This is a genomic window from Streptomyces sp. NPDC002130, from assembly GCF_040296465.1.
Taxonomy (GTDB): domain Bacteria; phylum Actinomycetota; class Actinomycetes; order Streptomycetales; family Streptomycetaceae; genus Streptomyces.
Map to the genome: position 1 here is coordinate 1 of NZ_JBEOXI010000212.1, position 14308 is coordinate 14308.

Annotated in this window: 15 protein-coding genes and 1 pseudogene; 7 read left to right on the forward strand and 9 right to left on the reverse strand. The window is 72.1% G+C overall.

Translation table 11 applies throughout. From position 1 onward, the window contains the following. Positions 1–191: 191 nt before the first annotated feature. Entirely contained in the window at positions 192–905 is a 714-nt protein-coding gene (locus ABT116_RS31065; RefSeq protein ID WP_351640634.1) for a ribonuclease H family protein, read from the forward strand. On the opposite strand, the gene melC2 is transcribed toward ABT116_RS31065, so the two are convergent. Next, a complete protein-coding gene (melC2, locus tag ABT116_RS31070; RefSeq protein WP_351640636.1) occupies positions 906–1727 on the reverse strand; it encodes a tyrosinase MelC2 in 822 nt (273 codons plus the stop codon). Between the two features lie 32 nt (positions 1728–1759). Further along, positions 1760–2128, reverse strand: a complete 369-nt coding sequence (melC1, locus tag ABT116_RS31075; RefSeq protein WP_351640637.1) for an apotyrosinase chaperone MelC1 — start codon at positions 2126–2128, stop codon at positions 1760–1762. A gap of 429 nt (positions 2129–2557) precedes the next feature. On the opposite strand from melC1, the gene ABT116_RS31080 reads away from it, so the two are divergent. Both ABT116_RS31080 and ABT116_RS31085 read left to right on the forward strand, forming a co-directional pair. Continuing rightward, positions 2558–4057, forward strand: coding sequence for an MFS transporter (locus ABT116_RS31080; RefSeq protein WP_351640639.1), 1500 nt, complete (start codon positions 2558–2560; stop codon positions 4055–4057). Further along, entirely contained in the window at positions 4054–4638 is a 585-nt protein-coding gene (locus ABT116_RS31085) for a TetR/AcrR family transcriptional regulator (protein ID WP_351640641.1), read from the forward strand. Before ABT116_RS31080 ends, ABT116_RS31085 begins: the two co-directional genes overlap by 4 nt. Here ABT116_RS31085 and ABT116_RS31090 read toward each other — a convergent pair. Beyond that, a complete protein-coding gene (locus ABT116_RS31090; RefSeq protein ID WP_351640643.1) occupies positions 4635–6359 on the reverse strand; it encodes a cholesterol oxidase substrate-binding domain-containing protein in 1725 nt (574 codons plus the stop codon). The genes ABT116_RS31085 and ABT116_RS31090 overlap by 4 nt on opposite strands. Before the next feature lie 139 nt (positions 6360–6498). On the opposite strand from ABT116_RS31090, the gene ABT116_RS31095 reads away from it, so the two are divergent. Then, complete coding sequence (locus tag ABT116_RS31095; RefSeq protein WP_351640645.1) at positions 6499–7482, forward strand: aldo/keto reductase; 984 nt, start codon at positions 6499–6501, stop codon at positions 7480–7482. A 35-nt stretch (positions 7483–7517) separates the two neighbouring features. Here ABT116_RS31095 and ABT116_RS31100 read toward each other — a convergent pair whose 3' ends face one another. Continuing rightward, positions 7518–7865: a hypothetical protein gene (locus ABT116_RS31100; RefSeq protein ID WP_351640646.1), complete on the reverse strand. Its 348-nt coding sequence runs from the start codon at positions 7863–7865 to the stop codon at positions 7518–7520. 150 nt (positions 7866–8015) lie between these two features. On the opposite strand from ABT116_RS31100, the gene ABT116_RS31105 reads away from it, so the two are divergent. Continuing rightward, a complete protein-coding gene (locus ABT116_RS31105) occupies positions 8016–8513 on the forward strand; it encodes a DUF6328 family protein (RefSeq protein ID WP_351640647.1) in 498 nt (165 codons plus the stop codon). 78 nt (positions 8514–8591) lie between these two features. Here the strand turns inward: ABT116_RS31105 and ABT116_RS31110 are convergent. The 3 genes and pseudogenes from ABT116_RS31110 to ABT116_RS31120 form a co-directional block, all read right to left on the reverse strand. Beyond that, positions 8592–9173, reverse strand: a pseudogene (locus tag ABT116_RS31110) (DUF2238 domain-containing protein); the annotation flags it as partial. A gap of 56 nt (positions 9174–9229) precedes the next feature. Next, complete coding sequence (locus tag ABT116_RS31115; RefSeq protein WP_351640649.1) at positions 9230–9655, reverse strand: SsgA family sporulation/cell division regulator; 426 nt, start codon at positions 9653–9655, stop codon at positions 9230–9232. Between the two features lie 62 nt (positions 9656–9717). Then, entirely contained in the window at positions 9718–10746 is a 1029-nt protein-coding gene (locus ABT116_RS31120) for a hypothetical protein (RefSeq protein ID WP_502983966.1), read from the reverse strand. Positions 10747–10906: 160 nt separating this feature from the next. Between ABT116_RS31120 and ABT116_RS31125 the strand changes: the two genes are divergently transcribed. Beyond that, positions 10907–11602, forward strand: coding sequence for a hypothetical protein (locus tag ABT116_RS31125; protein ID WP_351640653.1), 696 nt, complete (start codon positions 10907–10909; stop codon positions 11600–11602). On the opposite strand, the gene ABT116_RS31130 is transcribed toward ABT116_RS31125, so the two are convergent. Beyond that, complete coding sequence (locus ABT116_RS31130; protein WP_351640654.1) at positions 11499–12470, reverse strand: LLM class F420-dependent oxidoreductase; 972 nt, start codon at positions 12468–12470, stop codon at positions 11499–11501. The two genes, ABT116_RS31125 and ABT116_RS31130, sit on opposite strands and share 104 nt — an antisense overlap. Positions 12471–12542: 72 nt before the next feature. On the opposite strand from ABT116_RS31130, the gene ABT116_RS31135 reads away from it, so the two are divergent. Continuing rightward, positions 12543–13985: a serine hydrolase domain-containing protein gene (locus tag ABT116_RS31135; protein WP_351640655.1), complete on the forward strand. Its 1443-nt coding sequence runs from the start codon at positions 12543–12545 to the stop codon at positions 13983–13985. Here the strand turns inward: ABT116_RS31135 and ABT116_RS31140 are convergent. Then, positions 13977–14308: serine/threonine kinase C-terminal domain-containing protein (locus tag ABT116_RS31140; RefSeq protein WP_502983965.1), on the reverse strand; the 332-nt coding region annotated here is incomplete at its 5' end. The two genes, ABT116_RS31135 and ABT116_RS31140, sit on opposite strands and share 9 nt — an antisense overlap.

Here is a 14308-nt window from a genome sequence, read left to right on the forward strand (position 1 = left end):
GCCGCCCACCTTCCACAGCAAGCCGGCCGGACCCTTCGACTCCCGAAGGCCTCCGCCTTGCAGCTCCACGCGCCAGGCCCCGCTCACCGGCGTTGAAAGGATCCGTCGATTCCCTGCGGCCTGATCCAAACGACAGGCCCTAGGTGTGCTGTCCCGGGACCTCCCGGCCGGACGGCCGCCGCGGTCATGGCATGATCGAGCGCATGCGTGAACGTGTTGTGGCCGCGTGTGACGGGGCTTCGAAGGGAAATCCCGGGCCCGCGGGCTGGGCCTGGGTCGTCGCCGACGCTTCCGAGACGCCGGAGCGGTGGGAGGCGGGGCCGCTCGGCAAGGCCACCAACAACGTCGCCGAACTCACCGCGCTGGAGCGCCTGCTGGCGGCGACCGACCCGGACGTGCCGCTCGAGGTCCGGATGGACTCGCAGTACGCGATGAAGGCCGTCACCACCTGGCTGCCCGGCTGGAAGCGCAACGGCTGGAAGACCTCCGCAGGCAAGCCCGTCGCCAACCAGGACCTCGTCGTGCGCATCGACGAGCTCCTCGACGGCCGCTCGGTCGAGTTCCGCTACGTCCCCGCCCACCAGGTCGACGGCGACCGGCTCAACGACTTCGCCGACCGCGCCGCCAGCCAGGCCGCCGTCGTCCAGGAGCCCGCGGGCAGCGGCCTCGGTTCTCCCGAACCGCCGCCCTCCCCGGACACCCCGGCGAAGGCCCCCCGGTCCCGCCCGCGCGGCGGCGCGGCCCGCACGGCCAAGGCCGCGGGCGGGAAGGGCTCCTCGCGCACCATCAAGGCGAAGTTCCCCGGCCGCTGCCAGTGCGGCCGTTCGTACGCGGCCGGGGAGCCCATCGCCAAGAACGACAGCGGCTGGGGCCACCCGGAGTGCCGCTCGGGCGCGACCGTCTGATCAGACGTCGAACGTGTAGAACCGCGTGTGGTCCAGCAGGTCCGCCGGGCTCATGTCGTGCCACGGCCGCATCGTCTCGTTCAGGTCGATGACGTTCGGCGTCCCGGCGGTGGGCAGATACCCCGAGCCGGGGTGGCGGCGCTGCCACTCCGCCCACAGCTTGTCTATGTACGCGTGGTGCAGCCAGAACACCGGGTCGTTGGGGGAGACCCCGGTGGCCATCTGCCCGCCGACCCAGACGTGGACGCGGTTGTGCAGATTGACGCCCCGCCACCCTTCGAGGTGGTTGCGGAAACCGTCCGAGCCGCTGTTCCAGGGCGCCATGTCGTACGTGGGCATCGCCAGCACCGACTCGACCTCGGCCCGTGTCGGCAGCTCGCGCGTACCGGAACCGAGGGAGCGCCGCAGGAACGTACGGCCGTCGACCCGTACGTTGACCGGCCAGTTCCCGCCGGACGCGGAGAACGGCCCGTCCGTCACCCGGCCGTCCCGCTCCCGCCCGGTCCCCCCGAGGAAGTCGGGCGCCCACAGCGAGGCGCGCGGCGTACGGTCGACCGTCCAGTCCCAGTAGGGCAGCGTCACCGACGCGTCCACCGACTGCAGCGCCCGCTCGAACTCCAGGAGGAATCTTCGGTGCCAGGGCAGGAAGGACGGTGAGCGGTGCCCGGTCCGCTCGCCGTTGTCGGTGTCGGAGACGATGAACGAGTTGTGCGTCGTGACGAACTCGTCGTAGCGGCCGCTGCGCTTCAGCTCCAGCAGCGCGGCGACGAAACGCCGCTTCTCGTCGGCGGTCAGGGTGGACTGGTTCTTGCGGACAGCCATGTGCGGGTGCTCCAGATACCGTGCGTGGTAGGTCAGTTGGCGGGGAAGGGCAGCAGTGGCGCGCCCTGCAGCTCGTCCACCGCGGCGCGGGCGGCGGCGCGCGGGGTGGCGACCGGGTCGTAGTGGCTGACGACGCTGATCCAGCTGCCGTCGGCGTTGCGCATCACGTGCAGCTCCACCCCGTCGACGAACACCGCGTATCCCGCGCCGTGATGGCCGTGGTGACCGGACCCGGTGGCCGGGCGGCCCTGTATCCGGCGTCCCTTGTAGACCTCGTCGAAGGTCCCGGGGGAGTCGTGGTGACCGGCGGCCGAGGCCGGGGTGACGGCTGACAACGCCCCCGCGCTCGTGGCGAGGACGGCCGCGGCGGTGAGCGCGCTGCGACGGCTGAGTTCCGGCATACGGACCTCCTGGGTGGGTTCGGCTGATGACCCCGCATGCCTACCGGCCCGCCCGCTACCGGGAGAAATCCACGCGAGCCGGTTGGCTGCGATCCGGGCAATTCCCCTCATGTCGTGCAAGGTTGAATCAAGATGATCTTGCTTCAAGGAGGTCGAGTGCGAGTACGGAAGGGGAAATTCCGCCCGCGAAGGGTGCTGTGGCGGATGTTTCTGCCCGAGCCGGCCGTTGCTCGTGGTACGCGTCACGCCGTGAAACTGGCGCGATCCGGCGGGCGGGTCGAGGAGTCCCCATATCGCTACTCTGAGTGGAAGGCTGAGATCTCTCGGTAATCAACGAGGCCCAGTTTTTGAGTGAATCGCTATTCACCAGTTAAGGTGAATGACAATTCACCCGCGCCCCAGCCCGGCGCGCTGCCCGCTGGAGCGCCCATGGACCAGACACCCGCGATACGCAAGCCGCCCGGTGCGAACACCCTGCGGGAACGGCTCACCGTCCCGGTGCTCGCGTTCGGCGGCATCCTCATGGCCGTCATGCAGACCGTGGTCGTGCCCCTGCTGCCCGACCTGCCCCGGCTCACCGGCGCCTCGGCGGGCACGGTCTCCTGGATGGTGACGGCCACCCTGCTCTCCGGCGCCGTCCTCACGCCGGTCCTGGGCCGGGCCGGCGACATGTACGGCAAGCGGCGGGTGCTCATGGCGGCCCTCGGGCTGATGACCGCCGGTTCGGTCCTGTGCGCCCTGACCTCCGACATCGCCGTACTCATCGCCGCCCGCACCCTGTCCGGTGCCGCCGCCGCGGTCGTTCCGCTGTCCATCAGCATCCTGCGGGACGAGCTGCCGCCGGAACGCCGGGGATCGGCCGTGGCGCTGATGAGCTCCACCGTCGGCATCGGCGCCGCGCTCGGCCTGCCGCTGGCCGCGGTGATCGTGCAGTACGCGAACTGGCACACCATGTTCTGGGTGACCAGCGCCCTCGGCGCCGCGGGCGTGACCTCGGTGTGGTGGGCGGTGCGCGAGTCGCCGGTGCGTGAGCCCGGCCGCTTCGACGTACCGGGCACGATCGGGCTGGCCACCGGGCTGGTCTGCCTGCTGCTCGGGGTGTCGCAGGGCGGGCAGTGGGGGTGGGGCAGCGACCGTGTCGTGGGTCTGTTCGCCGCAGCCCTCGTCGTGCTCGTGCTCTGGTCCTGGCAGCAGCTCCGGGCCGAACGGCCGCTGGTCGACCTGCGGTTGGCGGGACGGCCCCGGGTCGGCCTGTCCCATGTGGCCGCGCTGCTCGCCGGGTTCGCGTTCTACGCCAACACCCTCGTCACCGCCCAGCTGGTGCAGGCGCCCGAGGCCACCGGGTACGGGCTCGGGCTGTCCATCGTCGCCACCGGGCTGTGCCTGCTGCCCAGCGGCATCGTCATGCTGCTGCTGTCGCCCGTCTCCGCCCGTATCTCCGCCGCCCGCGGGCCGCGCATCACCCTGGCCCTCGGGGCGTCGGTCATCGCCGCCGGGTACGCGGTGCGCATCGCCGACAGCCGTGAGCTGTGGATGATCATCGCGGGGGCCACGGTCGTCGCGATCGGCACCACCCTGGCCTACTCTGCGCTGCCCACCCTCATCCTGCGGGCCGTACCGCCCGAGCAGACGGCCTCCGCCAACGGCGTCAACGTCCTGATGCGCACGATCGGCCAGGCCGGCTCCAGCGCCGCCGTGGCCGCCGTCCTGGTGCACCACACCAGGCCGGTCGGCGGCGCCCCGGTACCCACCCTGCACGGCTATCTGCTGGCGTTCGCGATGGCCGGCGCGGTCGCCCTGCTGGCCGCGGCGGCGGCCCTGTGCATCCCGGGCGACTCCGCCGAGGACGCCGAGGACGCCACCAACGGCCCGGATCGGGCCCGGGACCGCACCCGGGGCGCGCGCGACCAGGCGATGGAGGGAGCATGAGTGCCGTGAGCACTCCACCCGTCACGCCCACGCCCGCCCGCAGGGACGCCGAGTCGACCAGGACGGCCATCCTGAAAGCGGCCCGCTACCTGCTGGCCAGGCACGCACACGGCGACATCACCCTCAAGGCCGTCGCCGACCGCGCCGGAGTGAGCCCGCCGCTGATCCTGAAGTACTTCGGCAACAAGGACACGCTGTTCGCCCGGGTCATGTCCTTCGAGACCGACGCCGAAGCGCTGCTCGCCGCGCCGCTCGACGCCCTCGGCCCGCACATGGTCCGGCACGTCCTGGTCAGCCAGTCCGAGCAGGGCGCCGACCCGCTCCTGCGGATCGTGTTCGCGCCCCTGCACGGCGAGCAGGGCGACATCCTGCGCGCCAACTTCCGCACCCAGGTGACCGACCGCCTCACCGCCCGCCTCACCGGCCCCGACGCCGCCCTGCGCGCCGAACTGGCCGTGGCCACCCTGCTCGGCCTGGGGGTGATGTACGGCATCGCCCGCGGCACCGAGCTGCGGGCGAGCACCGTCGACGCCCTGACGGACCGGTACGCTCCGACAGTCCAGGCGTACCTGACGCCCTAGCCGAACAGCCGGTCCAGGAAGGCGTTGCCGTACACGCGGTGCGGGTCGAGCCGGTCCAGCACACTGTCCGCCTCCGTCCACCGGGCGGAGCCGACCGCCGCCGGAACCACGCCGCCCAGCACCTCCTCGTCGCTCCACACCCCGTCGTCCGTGTACGCCCACCCCTTGGACCACTCCACCCGGGTGAGCGCGAAACCGCCGTCGAACGTGCGCAGGAGGAACCGCTCGATCTCGCGCAGGAAGGCCTCCGCGTCCGGCGTGCCCGGCAGCGTGAGGACATCCAGCCACACGGCCGTGTCCCACTCGGGGTGGTCCTCGGACGGCCGGAGCGCCGACAGCAGCGGCGGGCGGGCTCCGGGCACCCCCACGTCGCCCGGGTCGTCCAGGCCGGTCACCCGGATCTCCACCGAGCCGTTGACCGGGAAGCTGCCCCGGGCGGCGTACGCCGCCAGCCGCTCGCGGTAGAAGGCGGCGAACTCGGAGACGACCTGCTGCACCCGGTCCCGCGAGGTGAGGACCGCGTACCCGTCGGCGTGCACCCGCAGCGTGCTCGGCTTCAGATACAGCAGCGTGTTCTTGGACGGCCCCCACAGGTCGGCGGACAGCGTCGTCACCAGCCCCAGCGCAGCGGCCTCGTACTGGGCGGTGCCGAGCACCGGCGCCAGGTACCAGGCCGCGTCCGACGTCATCCGGCCGACCAGCTCCGCCACCGGCCCCGGGATGTTGTCGGAGAACGGATAGTTGTACGGCCGGGTCACCTTCCGGGAGGCCAGCGGCCGGGTGGGGGAGAGGCTCCACACCTTCAGCCAGGGATGCTCGGTGAAGGCGAACCAGATCGCCTCGACCCGCCCCGCCTCGTCCAGGAAACGCGCGAGGGTCCGCCCCTCGCCCGAGCCGGGCGCGGCGAACAGCTCGCCGGCCGGGATATCCGTACGGCTCACGCACCTGAGGTCGGTGTTCGCGCCCACCCGCAGCACCACCTCGGTCACCAGGGACCGCCCGAGGTGGGTCAGCAGCGCGGCGCAGTCCACCTCGTCGCGGTGGAACGTGCGCAGCACGTACGCGCCGGCCCCGGAGTCCCACACGACCGCCGTCAGGGACAGGATCAGATTGCTGAGCGAGCCGTACGTGTGCCCGGACCGCAGTCGCTCACCCCGTGCGGGTACGGCGGTGCCGTGCGCGTCGACGGCGAGCGCACCGCCCAGGGTCAGCACCCCGGGAGCGGGGGCGGCCGTGACGCCGAGGCCGTGCTCCTCCAGGAAGGTCAGCAGGGCCTCCATGGTCACGCCGGTTCCGGCGCGCACGGCGGTGGGGGACTCCAGGGCCAGGCCGGTGAGGTGGGGCGTGGTGTCGACGAGGAGGACCGGCGCACCGGACGGCGTCCCCTCCGTGACCGTCAGGGGCGACCAGCCGTGCGAGGCGCCCCGGGCGCGCACCCGCCACCCGTGCCGCCACGCCCAGTTGACGACGGCGACCACCTGGTCCGGGCTGTCCGGCGCACAGGCCCACAGGCCGTCGGCGGTGATCTCACCGACCCAGTTCCGGTACGCCGAGCGGTACAGCGCGACGTCCCCCGGGAAGTCGGGCAGCTCCGCGGCGGCGGCCGCAGGATCCGCGGGCAGACCGGGTACGACGGCCAGCGCGGCGGCGGTGAGGAGGAGACGCCGGCGCGTCCAGGACGAGGCGTCCGACGGGTGATTGTTCGTTGAACCAGTGGTCACGTGGGGTCACGCTAGGGGCCGGTTGACACGTGACGCGTTCCTGCCGCCTCGATTCACTCGTGTGAGTGAATTACGCGGGCTCGACGGGCCGGATGAACACGTTCCGCGCGGTGTCGTGACAGGTGACACACTGACGCCCATGGACGAGCGCACATTCGACAGGTCGGGTCAGCACGCCTCCGTCATCGGTCTGGGCACCTGGCAGCTGGGGGCCGACTGGGGAGACGTCGACGACAAGCAAGCCCTCACGGTGCTGGAGGCGGCGGCCGAGGCCGGGGTGACCTTCTTCGACACCGCCGACGTGTACGGCGACGGCCGCAGCGAGCAGACCATCGCCACGTTCCTCGGCGGGCGCCCGGACCTGCACGTCATGGTCGCCACGAAGATGGGCCGCCGGGTCGACCAGATCCCCGCGAACTACGTCCTCGACAACTTCCGCGCCTGGAACGACCGCAGCCGGCGCAACCTCGGCGTGGACCGGATCGACCTGGTACAGCTGCACTGCCCGCCGACACCCGTCTACTCCACGGACGAGGTGTTCGATGCCCTCGACACCCTGGTGGAGGAGGAACGGGTCGCCGCCTACGGCGTCAGCGTCGAGACCTGTGCGGAGGCGCTGACCGCGATCGCCCGGCCGAACGTGGCGAGCGTGCAGATCATCCTCAACCCGTTCCGCATGAAGCCCCTGCGCGAGGTGCTCCCGGCCGCCCGTGCGGCGGGCGTCGGCATCATCGCCCGGGTGCCGCTGGCCTCCGGCCTGCTCTCGGGCAAGTACACCCGGGACACCGTCTTCCCGGAGAACGACCACCGCACCTACAACCGCCACGGCGAGGCCTTCGACCAGGGCGAGACCTTCTCCGGCGTCGACTACGCCACCGGTGTGGAGGCGGCCGCCGACTTCGCGGCACTCGCCCCCGAGGGATACACCCCGGCCCAGCTGGCCCTGCGCTGGATCGTCGAGCAGCCCGGCGTCACGACCGTGATCCCCGGCGCGCGCTCGCCGGAGCAGGCCCGGGCCAACGCGGCCGCCGCCCGCCTCCCGGAGCTGCCCGGTGAGACGACGGCGGCGATCCGCGACCTGTACGACCGACGTATCAAGGACCAGGTCGAATCCCGCTGGTGAGGCCGGTTCACGGTCCGGCTTTCACGGCCCGGCTTTCACGGCTCCAGGAGGAGCTGCCTCTCCTGCTCCTGGTCGCCGGAGGCGGCACCGTCATCGCGTGCCGTGAAGACCCGGGTGAGCGTGTCGCTCGCCCGCCGCACGGCCTCCGGGCTGCCCTGCACGGTGACGGTCACCGGCGCGGACAGCCGCCCGGAGGCCTCTCCGTCACCACCGGCGGAACCCACGCCGCTCTCCCCGTCGAAGGTCGCCGTGTGGACCGTCGCGTTCCCGTCGGCGGGGAGCTCGTCCGGCGCTCCGAACGTGCCTTCCAGGGCCCGGACGACCGCTCGCGCGTCGTCGGTGCCTCCGCCGCTGAGCGTCACGGTGAGCTGCGTACCGGACATGCGTCCACGACCTCCTCGGGTTCTGCGTCATTCGCGCCGTCCGTGTAACCGTCCCCTGATCGCTCAAACCGCCGCCGGTCCCCGGGACGAGGAGTCGTTCCGGGGAACCCGGGAAAGAGGAGGGCTCGGATCTCACACCGGGAGGGAACAGTGGCGGACGCGGCTGAGGGCGGGGCCATGCGCCGGGGGCGCAACGAGACGGAGGAGGAGAGAGCGGACCGGATGTGGCAGGAGCTCATCCAGGAGGTCCGCGTGGCGCAGATGGGCGTCCAGATCCTGTTCGGCTTTCTGCTCACCGTGGTGTTCACCGAGAAGTACGCAAGACTCTCCGACACCGACCAGACGATCTACCTCGTGACGGTCGTCCTGGGCGCCTGCGCGACCGGGGCGCTCATAGGCCCGGTGTCCCTGCACCGCCTCGTCTCCGGGCGGCGTGTCAAACCCCAGGCGGTGCAGCTGGCCTCCCGGCTCACCCTGCTCGGCCTCGTGCTGCTGCTCGCCACGACGACAGCGTCACTGCTGCTGATCCTTCGCGTGGCGACGCACGACGGCTTCGTGCCCTACCTCGTCGCGGGCGTGGTCGGCTGGTACCTGCTGTGCTGGTTCGTCCTGCCGCTGTGGACCCGTCGCCGCCACACCTCGCGGTGACGGCACCGTGGCCAGTTGCCGGTCGTGCACCCGGCTGAGCAGCAGCAGCGACGCGCTCGCCCCGATCAGCGCGCAGAACATGTCCCACTGGGTGTCCCAGACATCGCCCTGGGTGGCCAGGAAGGCGTCCGCCGCGTGCCCGCCGGCCACCGCGGCGGCCCACTCGAGCATCTCGAAGACGGCGCTGAAGGCCAGGCACGCACACACGGTCAGCGGCGCGAGCCAGCGGCTGCCGCGCAGCGGCGAGGTGCGCACCAGCAGCTCGCGCACCAGTACGGCCGGGACGAAGCCCTGCATCAGGTGGCCGAACCGGTCGTAGGGATTGCGGTCCAGGCCGAAGGTGTCCCGGACCCGGTCGCCGAGCGGCACCTCGGCGTACGTGTAGTGGCCGCCCACCATCAGCACCACGGCGTGGGCGGCCAGCAGGCAGCACAGCAGGCCGGTGAGCGGGAAGCGCCGCCGGGTCAGTACCAGCAGCGGCAGGCCCACGACGACCCAGACGACCTCCAGGAACCAGGTCATGCGGTCGGGCGGGTGCCATCCGGACAGGACCAGCACCACGAGCACGCCCCACACGAGGGCGGCGGGCAGCGACGGCCGGCGACCCGGGCGTACGTCGGACACAGCGGGCATGGCGGGCTCCTCTTCGGGGGAGCCCATCGTCGTGGCGGGGGCGGGCCCTCGGCATGAGTACGCCTACTCATACCGGCCGCGCTTCAGCCCCCGGCGAGGACTCCTTCAAGGAAGTCGTCGACGTGGACCTCCTCGCGGCCCGGGGGGACCACCTCGTGGGTCTCGCGCAGGAACGCCGCGAACCCCGGCGCCCACCCGAACACCACCGCGTGGTGCCGGCCGCCGTCGGGGCGGGCATCGCCGAGGAACTCCATGCGCAGTTCCTGCCACATCCCCCGCGACTGCGGGCACATCCGCACGTCGCCCACCCCGACCGGACGGCGCAGCGCGTCACCGAGCATCTCCCGGTCCAGTTGCCACCGGGCGAGGACACGGCCGTCGTGGCTGAAGACCACGGTGACGGCGAACGGGTCCGCGGCGTCGTAGCTCAGGTGGGCGAGCACGGAGAAACGTTCCGTGTCACCCGCCTGGAGCTGCACCACCAGGGTCTTGTGGACGAACGAGTTCACGAGGGGGCCTCCGGGAAGAACCGACGTAGAGCCCTCTAGTACCCCCGATTCCGTCGAAATGCTCAGCCGACCGGGTGATTCCCACGGGCACCGCGCAGCGACTCGATGCAGACGGCGACCGCCCGCTGGAGTTCCTCCAGGCGCTGCACCATGTCGTCCTCGTAGAACTCTCCGGCGTCGTCGAAGGTCAGCTCCTCGAACACCTTCGTCGCCTTCTGCAGGCTGCTGTAGAACTTCGTGCGCCGCTCCTGCACCCGCAGCCCGGGGTCCGCTTCCACGGCCTCGACCACGAGGGACTTCATGGTGTCGTAGGCCTCGGCTGCCCACTCGCCGGCGTCCTCGCCCTCGTCCAGCTCGTCGATGAGCGACAGGTGCCGCTCGGCCTCCTGACGCAGGTCGGAGGGCGCGTCGACGGTCTGGCCGGCGGGCGTCTTGATCTGCCCCGACTCGGCGATCTGGCGCACGTAGCCGATCCGGTCGGCCGCTCTGCTCTCACCGGCGACGGCCTTCTTCAGCTCGTCGGTGCGCACGACGTCGCGAGCCAGCTCCGACTGGAGGTCCGGGTCCTCACGGACCCGGTCCAGCAGGGCCTGGCGGGCCGCCCGGGCGGTGGACGGGTCGGCGAGGATCGCGGCCCGCAGGGCCGTGGGGTTCTCCGCGACCTCCAGCGCCTTCGTGGGCCGGATGCCCTCCGCCTCGGCGGCCTCGGAGATGGCGGTGCCGCGCTCGGACGTGGCGCTGTTGCGGGAGACGTAGTAGCTCAGCCACACGTCGGCGTCCGGCAGCTCCACCTCCTGACCGGGCGTCAGCGCCTCGAACTGCGGGACCATTCCGTCATCGGCCGCCCGGTCCCACGCCTTGTAGTAGCGCATGACCCGCTCCGGGGAGCAGCCGGCGAGCTCCGCGAACTCCTTCGCGGACACCTTGGGCGTCTCGTCCGCGCCCTGCCCGCCGGGCCGCACACTGCGCGCCACCTTCAGCCCGAAGGCCCACCCTCCGGTCCGGGCGTACGCCCCGAACTCCCGCGCGTCCCGCGCGACCAGGTCGGACACGGGCGCCGGGGCGGCGGGGGACGTCTCGGGCGGGGTCATGGCTACGGTCACGGACGACTCTCCTGAGGCGGGGCAGATCGGATGGCACGAGGTGCGCACGGAAGCCTAGCGGCACCCGCTGACCTCGCCGTTCACCGCCCGCACCACCCGCCCGGAAACCGTTGTCGCCCCCGGTCGCGGGTGCGCGAGGATGCCGGGCATGGTGCGAGCAGGGGAGAGCGAGGCGCTGCGCCGCTGTGCGGAGTGCGGCGGGTACGCGTACGGCGGTGCCCCCGACTGTGGCATCTGCCGGGACCTGGTGGACGGCATCGTCGAGGAGGAGTGGGCCGCCTTCCTGCGGCAGTGGGACACCACACCGGGCGGCACCCAGGAGCGGACCCTGGCCGAGATGGTCGCCGCCGAACCCGACCGGCACGACTGGCGGCTGGTGGACGCCGCTCTCGACCGGCTCCGGTGCCCCGACTGCGGCGACCGGCTCACCCGCGGCCCGGTCGGCTGCCCGGCCTGCGACCGGGCACACGGATACCGTTACGCCGCGATCGAGACGGACCGGCCGGGTGTCCCGCCCGGCAACGAGCACGCGATCCGGGTCAACGTCTCGGTGGTGCGCAGGCCGCAGGTCAGCTCGGACGGCGAAGTGCTCGTCCGGCGGCTGCTGCTGCCCCTGCTCCTGGCGGGGTTCCTGCCCACGACCGAGGAGGCCCAGCGGATCAGCGCGCTCGTGAAGAAGAGCCCCCCGGGGCGGAGGGCTCAACTGGTCGAGCAGATTGTGCAGGCGCTGGCCGAGGGGTTCAGCCGAACGCGTCCCGCAGCGCGGGCAGCAGGGTCTTCTCCGACCAGTCCAGATACGCCGGCTGCGACTCACCGCCGATCTGCACCAGGGCGACCTCGGTGAATCCGGCCTCGGCGTACGGGCGGACGGCCTCGACGAACGCGTCCGGGTCGTCACCGCACGGGATGGCGTCGGCGACGTCGTCCTGGGTGACGAACTGGGTCGCCGCCTCGAAGGAATCCGGGTGCGGCAGCTCCGAGTTGACCTTCCAGCCGCTGCCGAACCAGCGGAACTGGGAGTGCGCCCGCTTGACGGCCGTGTCCCGGTCGGGGTCGTAGCAGACCGGCAGCTGGCCGACGCGGGGCTTGCCCTGGCCGCCGTGCCGGTCGAACGACTCCAGCAGCCCGGCCTTGGGCTCGGTGGCGATCACCAGGTCGCCGAGCCGGCCCGCGAGTTCGCAGGACCGCTCCCCGGAGACGGCGATGCCGATGGGCGGCGCCTCGTCCGGCAGGTCCCACAGCCGGGCCGACTCCACGTCGAAGTGCGTGCCGCGATGGTTGACGTGGCCGCCCTCGAAGAGGGCCCGGATGATCTCCACGGCCTCCTCGAACATCTCGTGCCGCACGTCGACGGACGGCCAGCCGCCGCCCACCACGTGCTCGTTGAGGTTCTCGCCCGATCCCAGTCCCAGCCGGAACCGGCCCTCGGACAGCAACTGCAGCGTCGCGGCCTTCTGCGCCACCACCGCCGGGTGGTAGCGGAACGTCGGACACGTCACATACGTCATCAGCGGGATACGTGACGTGGCCTGGGCCGCCGCACCGAGCACGGCCCACGCGTAGGGCGAATGGCCCTGCGAGCGCAGCCACGGGAAGTAGTGGTCGGAGGTCACCGAGAAGTCGAAGCCCGCCTCCTCGGCCCGCACCACGTGGTCGACGAGCTCTCGGGGGCCGGCCTGCTCGGTCATCATCGTGTATCCGATTTGCACCATAACCGGCGAGTCCCCTGACACAGGACTTGAAAACGGCTCGATCAAGGTCGCCGGCGGGTGCAGGATGCACGCATGAGCGCCTCCGCCCTGCCCTCCTCCGGTCCCGCCGCACAAGGCGTCGACGCCTACGGGGTGCACGCCTTCCTCGACGCACTCGAAGCGGCGCCCGGCATCGAGCCGCACAGCCTGATGATCATGCGGCACGGGCAACTGGTCGCCGCCGGCTGGTGGGCGCCGTACACCGCCGAACGCCGCCACCTGCTGTACTCGCTCAGCAAGAGCTTCACCGCAACCGCCGCAGCCCTGGCCGAGGCCGAGGGGCTGCTCGACTTCGACGCACCCGTGACCTCGTACTTCCCGGAGTTCGAGGCCGACATCACCGACCCGCGCAGCCGGGCCATGCTCGTACGGCACGTGGCGTCCATGGCGAGCGGCCACCGGCGGGACACCGTCGACGAGGTCTTCGGGCGGGACGTCTCCGAGCCCGTCCGGCAGTTCCTGCTGCTGCCCCCGGACGCCGAGCCGGGCACCGTCTTCGCCTACAACCAGCCCGCCACCTACACGCTCGCCGCGATCGTCCAGCGGGTGACCGGGCAGCCGCTCACCGCGTACCTGCGGCCGCGGCTGCTCGATCCGCTGGGCATCGGCGAGGTGGCCTGGCTGTGGGACCGCACCGGCCGCGAGCTCGGCTTCAGCGGCCTGCACGCCACCACCGACGCGGTCGCCCGACTCGGACAGCTGTACCTGAGCGACGGGCTCTGGAAGGGCGAGCGGCTGCTGCCCGAGGGATGGGCGGCCCGGGCCTCGCACCCCCGCACACCGACCGCCGGCGTGATGGGAGACCTGGACCGGCAGGACTGGGACCAGGGCTACGGCTACCAGTTCTGGACGTCCCGGCACGGCTACCGGGGTGACGGCGCGTTCGGCCAGTTCTGCCTGGTGCTGCCGGAGCACGACGTGGTGATCGCGGCGACCTCGGCGACCGAGCGGATGCAGGAGTACCTGAACCTGGTCTGGAAGCATCTGCTGCCCGCCTTCGGCCCCGAGCCGCTGACCGGCCGCGAGGCCGCCGACGGGGAGCTGCGGGTGCGCCTCGGCCGACTCGCGCTGCCGCCCGTCCCGGGCCGTCCCGGACCCCTCGACCGGGAGCGGGACTGGGCGGGCGCCGCGTTCACGAACTCCGAAGCGGCCGGACCGGTCCGCTCGGCCGGGCTCATCCGGGACGCCGACGGCTGGACGCTCACCCTCACCGGAGCGGGGGACCGCCCGGACCGGCTCGACCTGCGGATCGCGCGGGAGGGCTGGACGGTAGCCGAGGAACCCGTCCCGACCGCGGTGAGCGGCGGCTGGACCGACGGCGGCACGCTGGCCGTCGACGTGGTGTTCCTGGAGACCCCGCACCGTCTGGCGCTGACCTGCTCCCTCGCGGAGGGGACGCTCACCGCGCACTGGCACACCACTCCGCTGCATCGCGGCCCCCTCACCGCCCTGCGCGCCCCGCGCCGGTCAGACTGACTCCGGCCGGAAGGTCTTGAAGAAGGTGCGCAATGCCTCCTGGTTCGCGGCCTTGTCCCAGTCGGCGTCCGGTGTGGTCCAGCGCAGCGAGAAGCTCCGGCCCCCACCGAGCAGGAAGCCCCGGCCGTAGGTGTGCACCCGGGTGCCGTCGACGTCCGCCGTCCACTCCATGTCGGCGGCCTTGCGGCCCTGGTACGTCGTCGCGCGGATCGCCCCGATCCGGTCGTAGCCGTCCGCCTGCTTGAGGTTGGGTTCGACGTCGTCCCGCCACACGGCCACGGGGTCCGGGCCCGCCTGGTCGCTGTAGGTGACGGCCCGGGAAC

Coding starts and splice junctions, on each gene's coding strand:
- melC1 (WP_351640637.1), bottom strand. CDS start 2,128: ATGCCGGAACTCAGCCGTCGCAGCGCGCTCACCGCCGCGGCCGTCCTC.
- ABT116_RS31085 (WP_351640641.1), top strand. CDS start 4,054: ATGAGTGCCGTGAGCACTCCACCCGTCACGCCCACGCCCGCCCGCAGG.
- ABT116_RS31100 (WP_351640646.1), bottom strand. CDS start 7,865: ATGTCCGGTACGCAGCTCACCGTGACGCTCAGCGGCGGAGGCACCGAC.
- melC2 (WP_351640636.1), bottom strand. CDS start 1,727: ATGGCTGTCCGCAAGAACCAGTCCACCCTGACCGCCGACGAGAAGCGG.
- ABT116_RS31065 (WP_351640634.1), top strand. CDS start 192: ATGATCGAGCGCATGCGTGAACGTGTTGTGGCCGCGTGTGACGGGGCT.
- ABT116_RS31080 (WP_351640639.1), top strand. CDS start 2,558: ATGGACCAGACACCCGCGATACGCAAGCCGCCCGGTGCGAACACCCTG.
- ABT116_RS31095 (WP_351640645.1), top strand. CDS start 6,499: ATGGACGAGCGCACATTCGACAGGTCGGGTCAGCACGCCTCCGTCATC.
- ABT116_RS31120 (WP_502983966.1), bottom strand. CDS start 10,746: ATGACCCCGCCCGAGACGTCCCCCGCCGCCCCGGCGCCCGTGTCCGAC.
- ABT116_RS31125 (WP_351640653.1), top strand. CDS start 10,907: ATGGTGCGAGCAGGGGAGAGCGAGGCGCTGCGCCGCTGTGCGGAGTGC.
- ABT116_RS31135 (WP_351640655.1), top strand. CDS start 12,543: ATGAGCGCCTCCGCCCTGCCCTCCTCCGGTCCCGCCGCACAAGGCGTC.
- ABT116_RS31130 (WP_351640654.1), bottom strand. CDS start 12,470: ATGGTGCAAATCGGATACACGATGATGACCGAGCAGGCCGGCCCCCGA.